The organism is Lacticaseibacillus songhuajiangensis (assembly GCF_003946025.1).
GTDB lineage: Bacteria > Bacillota > Bacilli > Lactobacillales > Lactobacillaceae > Lacticaseibacillus > Lacticaseibacillus songhuajiangensis.
This window is the reverse complement of record NZ_RHNR01000034.1, coordinates 19,444-34,103: the sequence shown is the minus strand read 5'-3', so window position 1 is coordinate 34,103 and position 14,660 is coordinate 19,444. Positions and strand designations below refer to the sequence as shown.

The following is a 14,660-nucleotide window of genomic DNA, read 5'->3' as shown; positions in this document are numbered from 1 at the left end:
CAAGAATAGGTCTTCATGACCTTTTTGTGCAAATTGGTCTGCTTTATCAGGTGTTGCACTTCGATTTTAAACCAGGGCAATTATTCCGCTTAAAAAGGAGACTCATTATGGCAAAGAAGGATTACGGTCGAATTGGTGCCCGCATTCTTAAGGATGTTGGGGGCAAAGATAATGTTAATAGTTTGGTCCATTGTGCCACCAGACTGCGATTTAAGTTGAAGGACGAATCAGTTGCCGATGAAGACGATCTCAATCAAATGGATGCAGTGGTGCAGGTCGTTAAAAGCGGAGGCCAATACCAAGTTGTTATTGGTAATGAGGTTGGTGACGTTTACGATGAAATTATGCCTAAGCTAGGTTTAACGTTAAGTACGGACGAAGAAGAGACGCCACAAGGGAATATTTTGAATCGTGCAATTGATTTAATTTCCGGAATCTTCACCCCCGTTTTGCCTGCACTTATCGGGGCTGGGATGCTAAAAGGTCTGTTGATGCTCGCAACAACTTTTGGGTTAAGCGAAAAATCAGGTACGTATGTTATCTGGTATGCTATGGCCGATGCGACCTTCTACTTTCTTCCGTTTTTGCTCGCAATGTCCTCTGCCAAGAAATTTAAAACGAGTGAGTATCTAGGAATTGTTGTTGCGGGTGCGATGCTGTATCCAACAATTATCGCGGCTTTCAGTAAAGGTAATCTCGATTTCTTGGGGATTCCAGTAATAAGTGCAACATATACGTCATCAGTATTACCAATTATTTTTGCGGTGTACCTAATGTCTAAGGTGGATCATCTATGCAAGCATATTAATGCGAATGTACGCAATATTTTAACTCCTGTAATTGATATTGCAGTCACAGTTCCAATTGCCTTTTGGATTATCGGCCCGGTGATGTCGACAGTTGGTAGCTTAGTTGCAAAAGGATACATGGCAATTTATGGATTAAGTCCAATTCTAACTGGTGTTGTTTTTGGATTTGCTTGGGAAATTCTGATTGTTTTTGGTGTTCATTGGGGACTTGTTCCAGTAATTACGCAAAACATTACTCAATTTGGACGCGACACAATTGTGGGTGTTACTGGACCGGCTAATTTTGCCCAAACGGGTGCTGCGTTTGGGGTATTTCTAAAAACCAAACAGCGCAAAGTGCGTCAAGTCGCGCTATCTGCTGCTATTACTGGGTTATTCAGTATTACCGAACCTGCAATTTATGGTGTTAATCTGAAATACAAGAAACCATTTTATATCGCTTGTGTGATGGGGGGTATTGCTGGTGGTATCGCAGGATTCGCTGGTAGTGGTGCAATGGCCGCAATACCAGTTGGTATTCTCAGTCTACCTGTGTTTATTGGGAAAGGTTTCGTGGCGTTCTTAATAGCCTGCGCGATTGCGTTTGTGGGTAGTGCGTCACTCACATACTTGTTCGGGTATTCGGATGAAGCACAGCCAGTGGAGGTACCTGAACAGGTTGTTGTTCAGAATTCTGAAGTCATCGCGGCTCCTGTAAACGGTACTAGTTTTGAACTGACTAGCGTTAAAGACGAAACTTTTTCAACGTTGGCACTCGGCGAAGGGGTCGCTTTCAATAGTAGCGATGGCAGGGTGTACGCACCAACTGACGGTATTATTCGTGTGGCATATCCGACTGGACACGCTATTGGTATTGCTACTGATGACGGTGCAGAACTGCTTATTCATATTGGAATTAATACGGTCGAGTTAAATGGTGAACATTTTACAACCCACATTAAACAAGGAATGAAGGTTCATGCCGGTGACCTGCTAGTTGAATTTGATCAAGAGGCCATTAAACAAGCGGGTTATGATACAACCGTAATGATGATTTTAACCAACACAAATGATTATGAAGCTGCACTGCCAACTTCGTATGGTAACGTAAAAGTAGGTGACGCAGCACTAGAACTTTCGGTTAAGAGTGTTGCAACTGTCGCGGCAGTTTAAATAGTTAATGAAACACGGTTTATTCCATGTATTAAGGGATAAATCGTGTTTTTATATTTGTGAAATATAATTATTTCGTAAATCAAGCGTCAAGCACACCAACATTCTTCTCGTAAAATTCTGCAACCCGCGCGCACTCCGCCACTATCTGTGTCCGCATGCGTGTATCTACGGGGGTCCACATTTTGAAATGGAAGTCGATTTGTTTGGCGCTATGTTGCGCCGACCAAGTGCCGCTAATCTGGCCATCAATAATGACGTAAGGGTTGAGAATACCATTGCGTGTCCACAGTTTGTCTGGTGTAGTGGCAAGCCAGTTCTTGTCCGCGTATGCGGTGAGCGTAGCGTCAAAGCCGCTAATCAAAATAACGCGTTGCGCCAGTACATCGGCGGGAATGGGCGTTGTTTCCGCAACGTATAAAGTTTCATCAGCGTAGTTGACGGGTTGCCAATCTGGGACGCAGGCTGCCCAAGTGGACCGGGCATGCGTGACGCTAATGCCAGCCCACTTGCAGAAATCTTTGAGCTGAACCGGCCCGAAGCCGCGGACAAAACGGCGCATTAGTGTTTGCATTGCCTCGGTAGTCGCCATGGCGGGCACAGCCATACGCTGCGGATTGTCGGTCAGTGGGTTGAAGGCAAAGTGCCCGTGGTGCCGCAACGACTTGCAAAATGGCGTAGCGCAGATTGTTGCTGACGGGCGTGGCACTGCTGTCTGCACGCAAGGTCGCGACCGCGTCTCGACTCAGACTGGCGTGCTGGTGTAATTCGTCCGTGAGTACTTTCGCCAGCGCTAGAACGCGGCCTTTTTCCTTGAGAAAGTAAGCATTAGGAAGCCGTTCATCACGGCGCGCGGCGATAGCTAGCGCCCAGTCGCTGTGGGTGAACAGTTGATAAGTCCAACGCTGTGCCCAACTGCGGACAATTGCGCCACTCACATAGGTTGCTTGCAAATTGGAGTAGTGGAGGCCATGGCTGCGCAAGGCGATGCTGCTTTCGGCTTGCCGCAGTTGCTGCGCCTGCAAACCAACGGTCGTGCTTAGAGTAGCGGTAAGCTGTGCGGTTGGTGTTAATAATCCTTGGTGATGCAGCCGGGTGCGGAATAATTCGGCGCACGTCATCGTTATCATAAACACACACTTTCTTGTCCAATCGGTGCACGGTGCATCAACTCAGGACGCCAATTTTGAATCGCGGCAAAGTGGGGCTGCTTGTAATTGTGCCAAAATGTAAAGAATTACTAATGCGAATGGCTTGTTTTGTGATTTTTATTGCCAAATATAAAATGAAGCTGGATACTATGGCGACGGTGTTAATCCGATATACCACGTTAACGTTTATTAACTAATTCAGCATATTTAATTCACAAGTATCGCCAAAATTAAACATATGTTTTTGACATGCTATTGCCAACATCATAGGAGGTGGACAATATGAAAAAAGTCACTGGTTTTATTGTCTCATTGATAGTTTTGATTGCAATTATTTTAGATGGATTTTGGTTATTTTTCAAAAACAAAAACGCACAGACGGAAACGAGTACGACTTCTGGTACTCAGCAGACGGCCAGTGCGGATAGTACTGGTGCGACGAGTAGTACTAGCAGTTCGAGTAGCTCGAGCAGTTCTAACTCGGCGTCGAGTAGTTCCAGTAGCCTCAAGGATGGCAGTTATACCGGCGCTGCAACCAGCACCCAATGGGGTGATGTGCAGGTGCAGGCCGTGGTCAGTGGTGGCAAGTTGACCAAGGTGAACGTGCTGGAGTACCCAAATGATAACGGTCACGACCAGAAAGTGAATAGTCAGGCGCTGCCGGTATACAAAAAAGAGGCCATTAGCGCGCAGGGCGCAGACATTCAGCTCGTTTCTGGGGCAAGTGAAACTTACAAAGGCTTCACCGGATCACTTCAGGATGCGTTGAACCAGGCAAAGGAGGGCAGCAGCGATGCCACAACAACAAACTAAATTGATTCAGGCAATGGGGATGCCCTTCACTGTCATTGCGATTGACGCAGATACCGCTGCATTTCAGCTTGCAACGCAACAGATTGAGGCTTTCTTGCAGCAAGTGGACCGCGACTTTTCACCGTTTAAGAGTGATTCCCTGGTTTCTCGTTTCCAGCGAGATGAATTGTTACTCACTGATTGGACGCCGGAGTTCCAGACCGTCTACGGGTTAGCAGCACGTGCACAAACGGCAACTGGCGGCGCGTTTAATCCGTATTTTCGCGGCGTCTGGGACCCAACTGGTGTGACCAAGGGGTGGTCAATTCAGGAAGCGTACAACCGCTACTTAACGCCGCTACTGCAACGCGGCGCAACGGCGGTGGCGCTGAACGGTGCGGGCGACATGCAGATGGGTGTGGCTGCGGGGAGTGACTGGCACTGGGGCGTGGGTATCGAAGATCCGCAAAGCTCGCAGCGCCTGCTCTACCGCTATGAATTGCAGAATGCGGCCGTTGCGACTTCAGGATTTTCGAAGCGCGGCGACCACATTAAAATTACTGACGCCACGCACTCGCTCGTGCAAGCCACGATTTTGGCGTCGACTCTAATCGAAGCTGACGTGTGGGCGACCGCTGCCCTTGCCATGGGCCGCGTGGCATTCACACGTGCGTATCACGGCCAGGCACTATTAGTGGACGCGCAGCAGCGACTCATTACGCTTGGAGGTGAGGCAGTTGCTTAAACGGTGGCCATACGCCATGGGGCTGGTGTGGGGAGTTGTCTTGTTTGTGCTCCCGCTGCCTCTCATTCAAACGCTTGCCGCCGGCTTGCCCAGTATATACGCCAGCGAGGCACTGGCCGTCCAAGTCGGGTCAATCGCCTACGTGTGGTTTTTAACATCAATTTACCTCGCCACGCGACCGCACTGGTTGGACCGTCTGATTGGTTTGCCGAGCATTTACATGGTGCACGGGATGCTCAGCTTGCTGGCAATTTTGCTCGCTTACCTGCACAAAAGCGGCACGAGTTCAGCCGGGTGGATTAAAACGACCGGTGACTGGGCATTTGACTTGTTCTTGTTCCTGATGGTTTACAGCCTGGTGTTCATGGCCGGCTGGTTGACCAGTCGCGTGCCACCACTCGCAGCGCTCAAACGCTGGTTAGAGAAGCTGTTCAAGCACGAGTTGTCAGTGTGGTTGCACCGCTTGAATCTACTTGCGGTGGCGCTGGTATTCATTCACGTGCAACTGATTAGCTACATCACCGCGATTCACCCCTTTATGTGGTTCTTTGATGGCTATACCGCTGTGGTTGCGGCCATTTACCTTTGGGCAAAATGGCAGAATTGGCAGGTACCAAGCGGCAAACTCATCGCCAAACGCGAGCTTGCGCCAAACTTCTACGAATTCACGGTGCGCTTGCCGCGCCGTTACCGCAACAATATCGCGCCTGGTGACTATATTTTCATCAAGTTCCCAGATATTGCCGGACTAAAGGAACTGCATCCTTTCTCTGTTGTGAACCAAGTGAGGGCGGGCGAAGTGGTGCTGGCAATTCGTGGTGATGGGGACTTCACGCGGGCCATTCAGCAACTCGACGTTGGCGCGCGCGTCGGGCTAACCAGCGGCTACGGCCGTTTTGCGCCGCTGGTGCAGGAACACCCAGACGCGCGCCTGGTACTGATTGCGGGTGGTTCAGGAATGGTGCCAATGGTAGCACTCGCCCAAGCCTATGACGACCGGCCCGTAACCATGTACTACGCCGCACACCGGCAGCAAGACTTGATCTACCTGCCAGAACTCAAAGAGTTGGCGGCGCAGCATCCGCAGCTGGAAGTGCACGCCCAGGCGGGCCGTTTTGACGTAACGCAAGTGGCCGCGACTGAAGCAGATGCGGATACCATTTATCTTTTGTCGGGGCCAAGTACGCTGGGACGAGCCTGGCAACGCGCGCTCCGGCAAGCAGGTGTTACTGACGCGCAGATGTATTATGAGGAATTTAGCTGGTAATCAGAAACGCAATCACCGCCGCAAACAGGCGGTGATTTTTTGTGCGGCAGACAAATTTCCTGGGAAATACTGTGCAAGGACGAACAAATAACACTTGTATCTCAATCAATTTATGAAATTACTGTTCAAACTATTGAAGACTTACAATATAAAGGTCAAAATGGGGTTATGAATATAGGGTGTACGTTTATAATTACTGTTTCTTGGGGAGAAGCAGCGCTGCCGGAACGTGAATTTTGCAGTTGCCGACAACAATAACACGTGTGCACCACGCTAATGGGGGAACGAGATGCTAGTCAATACAGTTACCACGACATTTTGGACGGTGTTTGCCGCACTGGGATTTGCGGCACTGTTTAACATGCTCGAGAATTTAGGAAGACGGTACGCAAGCAAGACCCGGCAGCTCGGCGTTTTCCGGCGCGAACTGCCAATGGTGTTCGTCATCAGTGCATTGATGCTGGTGATGCGGATGATTAATGCCAGCATGTCGCATTCAGATATGTACTGGCTGATGATTAATATTCAGCTGATTTTTATGATTTACACCGATCTGATGCTCGAGAGCACTTGGTCGTTCTTGATTATCAAAATATTCGGGATTTTGTCGATTGCCGACACGGGTGGCCTGAATCCAGTGACCTGGGCGCTGTTTCTTGGTTCTGGGCTGGCCATTTTTCTGGAATCGCACTATAGTCGCAACTGGTCTCCGGATAATCCAGTTCTCTTCGCATTGCCACCGATTGCGATTGATACACTCTTTTGGCTCGCAATGTACGTGGGCTACCGACCATCAAACAGTACCATGGTCGCGAATTTCGTGGGTTTCATCGCCGCGTTTACTATGCTGTTCCTCAACAGCCGGACGCAGCGTGCTGACCAGCAGATTGTGAAGCGCCTGACCCACGAAGTGCAGTTCGATGCCTTAACCGGGGTGCGCAACTGGTCAATGTTCCAAAATGACTTTAACAGCGCGTATGCCAACGTGAAAAAGGACTGGCCACTGGCGATTCTGACCATGGATCTCGACAATTTTAAGGGCATTAACGATACCTTTGGGCACCTGGCAGGAAACCAGGCATTGACGACGACTGCCTCCAGTATTGAACGTTTGCTGCAGAGTATTGATCACGATTACCACCTGTACCGCACTGGTGGCGAGGAGTTTGCGATTATTCTGCCCCACACTGATGCTGACATGGCTCAGGTTGTGGCTAAGCAGTGCCAAGATGTTGTGCGGACGCAGGTTATCAGTACTGATGCTGGTAAGCGGACGATGACAGCTTCCTTTGGTTTGACACAGGCCATTGTTAAAGACCGCGACGCAACGACCACGTTCAAGCGCGCTGACCAGGCACTTTACACGTCTAAGCGCGAAGGTCGCGACCGCCTGACGGTGGATTTTGTGGCCGTTGCGTAGTCTGTCGCTGTCCGTCAGCGTAAGTCGGGAAACTTTCATCCGCAAGGATGCTCGATTTGAAAAATAGTGGTTAGACCGAAGATCGGGACTGGGGCGGCTTGGTTACGTGCCCGCAGGTAGGTGGCGCGGGGTCGCTCACGCCGAGCAAGCTCGGCTACCGCTAAACTTTTTGCCGAAGCCCCTGGCAAAAAGCTTTACCCCGAACATGAACAGCCCATACAATGCGGCTTACGCCGGTTGTATGGGCTGTTCATGTTCTTTGCGCGCCACCTACCTACGTTCACTCCACCAAGTCGCCCCAGTCCCTAAGTGCTGCAACAACATGGTAGTTGTGAAAGTTTCAGGCTACGCTAGCGGGAATGGACATGTAATCGGGAAAAGTTACAGAGTGAAGAGTTCATCTGCCTTCTCGAACATGGTGAATGCTGTTGCCGCAGCCTCTCTAAGTACAGGAGACAGTCATCTCCTAGTCACGAACGATGTGTAGCCGAGTATTAGTGCGGTATTTCCCACTTAGTAACGTGTGTGTCGGCCACGGAGGTGTGAATGTGCTTGGGCGGAGCGCAGGGAACGGAGTCGGGCGACAAGATAATCTGCAGTGTATGCCCGGCGTGGGTCTTGCCGGGTGTACACCGCAGATTATCTTAGGAGCGCGGATTTGACGCTGGGTTTGCGGCAAATCTGCCAGCGGAAGACGGCGAAGCCGCCTGGAGCGGTCCCGCCCGACGTAGTTCTCCGGAGCGCAGCCCAAGCGCACTCACACCGGAATTGCCGATTACCCGCCTAGCGGCGTGAAAACACTGCAGAAGCCAGAAACGACTTCGTCGCTAAAAGACTCACGCTGACGGACAGTGTGGATGATTTCTTAAAGAAAAATGCAAATTAGATTTGACAATATTAAAAACTGATGTAATAATCACTGGCATACGAACAGGACGGCAATGATGAGATGAGTAAGCCAGATGCCCGGTGAAGAGAGCCCACGTATTGGTGCGAGTGGGAACGGGAGGACAGCCGAATATGGTCTCGGAGCAGAAACGGGGAGGTGCCCCATACAGCACCAGGCTGTGTTAGCAGCCTCAAAGGTATCCAGGGTGATCTGGATACGAAGTGCCAGTGGTAAACGCGGAAGCGGCCGGCAATCATCGATAGTGATGATTGTCGGCCGCTTTTTGTTTCCCCGCATGATGCCCGATATGTTCGCTAGAAGCTAAAATTCCGGGAGGAACGGACGATGAAGAAGAACATTTTGATTACTGGGGCAGCGGCCCTTGCGATTGCATTGACCTTGGGCGCTTGTGGCGCCAAGAAGAGCAGTAGCGCGACACCCAAGCAGGTCTTGCGCTGGACCGAAAATGGTCAGTTGCCAACCAATGACCCTGCGCAGGCGACAGATACCTTGAGTTTTAACGTCCTGCTCAACACACAGGAAGGTCTCTACCGGGCTTCCGATAAGGGGCAAAAGACCAACCTAGCCTTGGCCAAGAGCGTGAAGGTGAGTGCCGACGGTAAAACCTACAAGGTGACGCTGCGCAACGCCAAGTGGAGCAATGGCGACCCAATTACCGCGCAGGATTTTGTTTATGGCTGGCAACGGGTGGTGGATCCGAAGACCAAGTCTCAGGATGCCTTTTACCTCTACCAGGTGGAAAATGCTGAGGCGATCAACACTGGCAAAAAACCACTCTCCGCATTGGGAATTACTGCACAAGACAGCAAGCACCTCACCATCAAGCTGACCAAGCCCGTTTCTTACTTCAAGAAGCTGCTGGCATGGCCGCTCTTCTTCCCGCAGAACAAGAAGGCAGTGGAAAAGTACGGCAAAAAGTTCGGGACCAACTCATCCGCGCAGATTTATAGTGGCCCGTACAAGCTCGCCAAGTGGAGTGGTTCGAGCGACTCCTGGCAGCTTGTGAAAAACAATCGTTACTGGGACAAAAAGAAGGTGAAGATGAGCGTCATCAAGGAGCAGGTGGTCAAGGATGCCAACACCGCGCTGAACCTCTTTGACACTGGCAAGGTCGACGAAGCCGTGTTGTCTGGACAGACAGCCGTGGCGCAGGCCAAGAGCAGCAGCCGGGTGGACCGTTTGAGCTCTAACCTGACGCGGGTTGACCTGAACGAATCCAAGAACCCGGCATTTAAGAATGCTGATGTGCGTCGGGCATTCTCCTTGGTGGTAAACCGCAAGCAGATTGCCAGCAACGTGCTGCAGGATGGCTCGCGCGGTGCGATTGGCTTCACACCAATTGGGCTGGCAACTGGTCCTGACGGGCAGGATTTTGCTAAGACCAGCAAGGTGGCCTCTGGTGTTGCTTACGACGTGGCCAAGGCCAAGAAGCTGCTCGCAAAAGGTTTTGCCGCAACTGGCACCAAGAGTTTAAACCTGACGCTGCTGACCAACGATATTGAAACGACCAAGAGTGTGGGTGAATACCTGCAGAGCCAATTTGAAAAGCTGCCAAACGTTAAGGTGACCCTGAAGTCCATTCCAAGTGCCCAGTACCTGCAGCTCAAATCTGCCGGTGACTACGACTTGGCGATTGCCGGCTGGCAGTCCGTCTTCGGTGACCCGATTAACTTCCTGGACATCTGGGAGAGTGATTCCAGTTACAACAGCAGCAAGTGGCACAACGCCGAGTTCGACCAGCTGCTTGATGATGCGGAAAACAAGTATGGTAACAACGCCACCAAGCGTTGGGACACCCTGGTGAAAGCCGAAAAGCTGCTGCTCAAGGAGCAGGCCACGATTCCACTTTACCAATCCAACAACCTGCAGCTGCTGAAGTCCAAGGTTAAGGGCATCAACTACAACCCATCAGGTGTGCCATACGACTGGAAGACGACATACATCGCCAAGTAATGCGGAGGTAAAAAATGCAAAAGGTAGCAGCAGAAGATATTTATGCCATTAAAACGTTGAGCCGCCCCGTGGCAGCCGCGCAGCAGGTGTTCTTTAACGAAAACTGGATTGACGAAGCAAGTGGTGAATACCGTAGCCGAATTGTGCGCTTCAATCGTCAAACGCAGCAAACGACGCAGTTCGGCACTCAGGGCACGCACGATAGTCAGCCAGCGCTGGCACCTAATCAGCAGACGCTCGCCTTCGTGGCACCAGATGCGGCGGGCATTAAGCAGGTGTACTTGCAGCCGACAGCCGGCGGTGCGGCTACGGCTGCAACGGCCAGCGCTGCGGGCGTGCAGCGCTTCTTCTGGGCCGGCGACGGCCTGAGTATCTTTTACCAAGAGGCGCGCGTGCCGGCAGCGCCAAAGTTGCCGCAGCCGCAGCGTTACACGCGGGTGGATTACCGCTCCAATGCCGAAGGCGCCTTTCCGCTGGGCGAAGAGACGGTGGTTTTGCGCCAAGCACTCGCAGGAGGCGCGCCAATTGAGCTGCTGAAGCAAAATGAACGTTTCACCTTGGATGCTGTGGCGCCGCACGCGCCGCTGCTGGCACTGCACACGCTAGCGCATCCAGACGATCCGACTAATTACGCTAAGACGAACTTCTTACTGAACGCGAATACGGGTGAGCGTACAGAAATCACTACGGGCTTGTCGCGCGGCGATCTGCACGCCCTGAGTTTCAGTCCCGATGGCCGGCGCTTGCTGCTGGTCGGTCAGCCAACGACTGCCCCAGATGACATGCGGGTGAACCTGTTCAGTTATGACCTAAGTAGTGGCCAGTTCCAGTTAGCGCAGGACGACGCGGACATTGCGATTGGTTCGCCGCTCAGTAGTGACGTGCAGCAGAATGTCAGCGGCCAAGACGCGGCGTTCTTGCCAGACGGGGATTATGTCACTAGCGCCTTGGTCGCTGGGACCATTGGGCTGTACAAAGGGGCAGCGCTGACGCCATTATTTTCCGGGAAATATCACGTCACGGATTTTGCCATAACGGGTGATGGTAGTGGCGTGTATGTTACTTTGAGCACGACCACGCAGGCCAGTCGCTTGTTCTACCTGGATTTTGCTAGTGGCCAGCAGACCGAGTTGTACAACCCGAATGCTGAATATGAGGCCACACATCTTATTAGTGAACCTAAAGCGTTTAGTTTCGAGCGTGATGGGTTTACCATTCATGGCTGGTACTACGCACCGACTGGTATCCCAGCCGGGCAGAAGCATCCGGCACTGCTTAACATCCACGGGGGACCATATGCTTCTTATGGTGAGACTTTCCACCACGAGTTGCAGTACCAGGCGGCGCAGGGTTACGGCGTTGTGATTTCGAACCCGCGGGGCAGCACCGGTTACGGCAACGCCTTTGAAACGGCGGTGATTGGCGACTACGGCAAAGGTGACTACGAGGACATTCTGGGTGCGCTGGACTATGTACTGGCGCAAGAACCGCAGATTGATCAGCAGCGGCTATACTGCACCGGCGGTTCTTACGGCGGTTTCATGAGCAACTGGATTGCCGGGCACACGCAGCGTTTTACGGCTATCGCGACCTGCCGCTCCATCTGCAACTGGACTAGCATCTTCGGTGCCAGCGACATCGGCTTCACCTTCGTGCCGCTGCAGCTGCAAAATCAGTTCCGCGGTGATGTTGCCGATCAGGAAACGTTGTGGCGCTTCAGTCCACTCGCTTATGTCGACAAGGTGCAGACGCCAATTCTCATTCTGCACGGCGAAAATGACTACCGCACGCCGATTGACCAGGCGGAGCAGTGGTTTACCAGTTTGAAGTTGCATGGCGTGGAGACTGAATTTCTGCGCTTCCCGCTGAGCAACCACAGCTTGTCGCGCATCGGTTTGCCGCACCTGCGCATTGCGCGCTTGACCGCGGTGACGGATTGGTTTGACCAGCATCAATAGTAAGGGCTGTGCCAAAAGGCGGTTAGCTCCCGATATACAAGCAGGTGCCGGTCGGAATCCCGAATTAAGGATTCTGGCCGGCACCTGTTTGTATGTTAGGGAGCCCTTCGGTGTCCATCGTACTAAGCGCTAAAGCGCAAAGTACGATTGGCTGCTTTTTGGCACGCGACCACGATGTAACGTTCGTGTGCTAAGAAGCTTTTGTCGCAGCCTCCGTTTTTGTTTGTCTAATCAAAGATGCTGCGCTTGCGGATGACTAGCACGCCGGCAATGCCGATGAGCAGCGTAATCAGTAGCGTCAGGTAGATGAGCAGCGTCCAGGAGTGGGTTGCCTGCTCGACAATGCCGATGCCCACCGGGCCGATGGCGGCGAGGACGTAACCGCCGGCCTGTGCCATACCGGATAACCGCGCCGTGTCGGCAGCGTGGTCGGTACGCTTCTGGAAAAAGACCACGGCCAGGCTGAAGGACGCGCCAGATGCCAGCCCCATGAGCAGCGACATCACGAAGTTGAAGGCATAGTTCGTGTTGCCCAGCAGCAGGCTAGCCGCACCGATGAAGAAGCCGCCGAACACTGCGGCGTTCAGAATGGACAAACCGTGGCGCCGCTCGGCGATGCTCGGCACCAGTAGTGATGCGGGCAAGCCGCCGAGCATGAAGACAGTGGTGAGTGAACCAGCGGCGGTCACGCTAAAGCCGGCTGCTTGCCACAATGAGGGCAACCAGGTCATCAGTGTGTAGTAAAGGATGGACTGCATGCCGAAGAAGATCATGATGACCCACGCTAACGGCGATTTCCAAACGGAGCGGGTGGGGCCGCTCGTCGCGGTTTCAGTGTGGGTAGTTTTGGTTAGCTTTTGCCGCATGCCCGGCATGGCGAATAGCCAGACCAGCAGTCCCGCGATGCCGATCAGCGAGAAGATGCCCATGGCGCTAAACGGGCCCGCCTGCTTGGCCAAAATACCAGCGGTCCCCGTCCCGAAAGCCGCCAGTAGCATTTGGGCGCTGGTGTACATCGTGGTTTTGGCCGCTACACTATTTGGAAACTGATCTTTGATGATGGCTGGCAGCAGGACGTTGCCGCCCGCGATACCGATGCCGACCAGGATGGTGCCGCCAATTAGGGCGCCGACGCTGGGGAGTACGCGCAGGTAGCTGCCGACACTAAGAATCAGGAGGGCAACGAGTAGCACCCGTTCATTGCTGTGTTTACCGCCTAGGTGGCCCATGATTGGGGAGGCGAGGGCGAACATAATCAGTGGAATTGTGGTCAGCAGACCCGCAAGCGCCGGTTGCAAACCAATTGCTGCCTTCAGTTCTGGTAGCATTGGCGGAATCATTGAAATCGGAATTCGCAGGTTTGCGCCAATCAGCAGGATGCCGAGGGCAATTAGGAATGTGCGACGCATTTTGGGCATGGGCTTTTCCTCCACAATTCAGAAATAGTTAACCCTTTAATGGTAGCACAATAAAGCGATTTCCCGGGGAAATATTGGCAAGCAAAAAAGGGTCCACCGGCGGTATTTTGTAGACGGTGGACCTGCTTTGGCCGGATATTGTTGGCGGCTTACTTGCTTGCGACGGTGTGTGCCCGCGCGGTGCCGTCATCTTTGTTGTAAGCGGCGGCAAAAGTGGCAGCGAAATCGGTCAACTTAAGCTTGCCCGTGTGGACGGGCTGGTTGACTAGGTCGGCGTACATCTCCTCAGGCTGCTTTTGCAGCAGCGAACTCTGCACGAACGGCACCACGATGCCTTCCGGGACGCCGGCCTGCCGCAACCCTGCGGCATATTGTTCATCACTGATGGCAACATAATCGACAGTAAAGCCGAGCGCTGCACTCAATGCGGCGGCCAGTTCGCTGCCCGTGAACGTGTCGCTGACCACGTAGCGGATGGATTTACCCGCGGGGGTGGCGCTGAGCACACCGTAAACGACATCGGCAATATCGGCGGGGGAGACATACTTGCGCGTTGTCGCAGCGGGGATGTTGCTGTAGAGTGCGTGGTTCTGGCGAATACTGGTCATGTTAGCGAACAGGTTGTTGTAGAAACCAACCGGCCGTACGAACGCAACGTCGGCGTCCACCTGCCGCAGCGCGTCTTCAATGAAGTGGTAGGCGTAAAGCGAACCGGCACGCTTGTCCTGAGCACCAATGCTTGAGAGGTTGACGACGTGGTGAACATCGGCAGCTGTGACTGCATTTGCAAAAATCGTGGCGAGCTTTTGTGCACTTGCGAACAAGTCGTCACTGGATCCGGAAATCATCAGGTAGACGGTGTCCTGGCCGGTGAAGGTTGTGGTCAGAAAGTCGGCGTCCATCATGTCACCGACGGCTGGTGTGGCGCCGAGTTTCCGGATGGCATCTGCGCGTGCGGCATTGGAACTGATGACGGTGACCTGGTGGCCGTCCGCGACGAGGCGGGGGATGACAAGGGAGTTGATGTTACCGACGGAACCGAGCATTGCAATTTTCATGAAGCGTCTCCTTTAATTAAAAACTAT

11 protein-coding genes are annotated in these 14,660 nt (G+C 52.7%); 7 read left to right on the top strand and 4 right to left on the bottom strand.

Features of this window, described 5'->3' with window-relative positions:
• A partial coding sequence (locus EKM97_RS08770; protein WP_225419256.1) for a beta-glucoside-specific PTS transporter subunit IIABC occupies nt 1–1,961 on the top strand: 1,961 nt, incomplete at its 5' end.
• Nucleotides 1,962–2,043: 82 nt separating this feature from the next.
• Here EKM97_RS08770 and EKM97_RS08765 read toward each other — a convergent pair.
• Together EKM97_RS08765 and EKM97_RS11975 are read right to left on the bottom strand one after the other, a co-directional pair.
• Entirely contained in the window at nt 2,044–2,523 is a 480-nt protein-coding gene (locus tag EKM97_RS08765) for a winged helix DNA-binding domain-containing protein (protein ID WP_263853721.1), read from the bottom strand.
• A complete protein-coding gene (locus tag EKM97_RS11975; RefSeq protein WP_164507497.1) occupies nt 2,456–3,091 on the bottom strand; it encodes a DNA glycosylase AlkZ-like family protein in 636 nt (211 codons plus the stop codon). The genes EKM97_RS08765 and EKM97_RS11975 overlap by 68 nt, the downstream gene beginning before the upstream one ends.
• Nucleotides 3,092–3,394: 303 nt before the next feature.
• Here EKM97_RS11975 and EKM97_RS08760 point away from each other — a divergent pair, with 303 nt between their 5' ends.
• The 6 genes from EKM97_RS08760 (at nt 3,395) to EKM97_RS08735 (ending at nt 12,157) form a co-directional block, all read left to right on the top strand.
• Complete coding sequence (locus EKM97_RS08760; RefSeq protein ID WP_125572024.1) at nt 3,395–3,925, top strand: FMN-binding protein; 531 nt, start codon at nt 3,395–3,397, stop codon at nt 3,923–3,925.
• A complete protein-coding gene (locus EKM97_RS08755) occupies nt 3,906–4,649 on the top strand; it encodes an FAD:protein FMN transferase (RefSeq protein WP_125572023.1) in 744 nt (247 codons plus the stop codon). Before EKM97_RS08760 ends, EKM97_RS08755 begins: the two co-directional genes overlap by 20 nt.
• The gene (locus EKM97_RS08750; protein WP_191985993.1) at nt 4,642–5,916 is read left to right on the top strand and encodes an FAD-binding oxidoreductase; all 1,275 of its coding nucleotides are present in this window, start codon (nt 4,642–4,644) and stop codon (nt 5,914–5,916) included. The genes EKM97_RS08755 and EKM97_RS08750 overlap by 8 nt, the downstream gene beginning before the upstream one ends.
• A 289-nt stretch (nt 5,917–6,205) precedes the next feature.
• On the top strand, nt 6,206–7,336 hold the full coding sequence (locus EKM97_RS08745) for a GGDEF domain-containing protein (RefSeq protein ID WP_125572022.1): 1,131 nt from the start codon (nt 6,206–6,208) through the stop codon (nt 7,334–7,336).
• A gap of 1,234 nt (nt 7,337–8,570) precedes the next feature.
• Nucleotides 8,571–10,199: a peptide ABC transporter substrate-binding protein gene (locus EKM97_RS08740; protein WP_125572021.1), complete on the top strand. Its 1,629-nt coding sequence runs from the start codon at nt 8,571–8,573 to the stop codon at nt 10,197–10,199.
• A gap of 14 nt (nt 10,200–10,213) precedes the next feature.
• Nucleotides 10,214–12,157, top strand: a complete 1,944-nt coding sequence (locus EKM97_RS08735; protein ID WP_125572020.1) for a S9 family peptidase — start codon at nt 10,214–10,216, stop codon at nt 12,155–12,157.
• Nucleotides 12,158–12,384: 227 nt separating this feature from the next.
• Here EKM97_RS08735 and EKM97_RS08730 read toward each other — a convergent pair whose 3' ends face one another.
• Together EKM97_RS08730 and EKM97_RS08725 are read right to left on the bottom strand one after the other, a co-directional pair.
• The gene (locus EKM97_RS08730; RefSeq protein WP_125572019.1) at nt 12,385–13,575 is read right to left on the bottom strand and encodes an MFS transporter; all 1,191 of its coding nucleotides are present in this window, start codon (nt 13,573–13,575) and stop codon (nt 12,385–12,387) included.
• A 149-nt stretch (nt 13,576–13,724) separates the two neighbouring features.
• Nucleotides 13,725–14,633, bottom strand: coding sequence for an SDR family oxidoreductase (locus tag EKM97_RS08725; RefSeq protein ID WP_125572018.1), 909 nt, complete (start codon nt 14,631–14,633; stop codon nt 13,725–13,727).
• Nucleotides 14,634–14,660 lie beyond the last annotated feature (27 nt).

Excerpts from the sequence above, each read along its gene's own strand:
- EKM97_RS08765 (WP_263853721.1), bottom strand. The coding sequence starts at position 2,523 with ATGCGCCGTTTTGTCCGCGGCTTCGGGCCGGTTCAGCTCAAAGATTTC.
- EKM97_RS11975 (WP_164507497.1), bottom strand. The coding sequence starts at position 3,091 with ATGATAACGATGACGTGCGCCGAATTATTCCGCACCCGGCTGCATCAC.
- EKM97_RS08760 (WP_125572024.1), top strand. The coding sequence starts at position 3,395 with ATGAAAAAAGTCACTGGTTTTATTGTCTCATTGATAGTTTTGATTGCA.
- EKM97_RS08755 (WP_125572023.1), top strand. The coding sequence starts at position 3,906 with ATGCCACAACAACAAACTAAATTGATTCAGGCAATGGGGATGCCCTTC.
- EKM97_RS08745 (WP_125572022.1), top strand. The coding sequence starts at position 6,206 with ATGCTAGTCAATACAGTTACCACGACATTTTGGACGGTGTTTGCCGCA.
- EKM97_RS08740 (WP_125572021.1), top strand. The coding sequence starts at position 8,571 with ATGAAGAAGAACATTTTGATTACTGGGGCAGCGGCCCTTGCGATTGCA.
- EKM97_RS08735 (WP_125572020.1), top strand. The coding sequence starts at position 10,214 with ATGCAAAAGGTAGCAGCAGAAGATATTTATGCCATTAAAACGTTGAGC.
- EKM97_RS08730 (WP_125572019.1), bottom strand. The coding sequence starts at position 13,575 with ATGCCCAAAATGCGTCGCACATTCCTAATTGCCCTCGGCATCCTGCTG.
- EKM97_RS08725 (WP_125572018.1), bottom strand. The coding sequence starts at position 14,633 with ATGAAAATTGCAATGCTCGGTTCCGTCGGTAACATCAACTCCCTTGTC.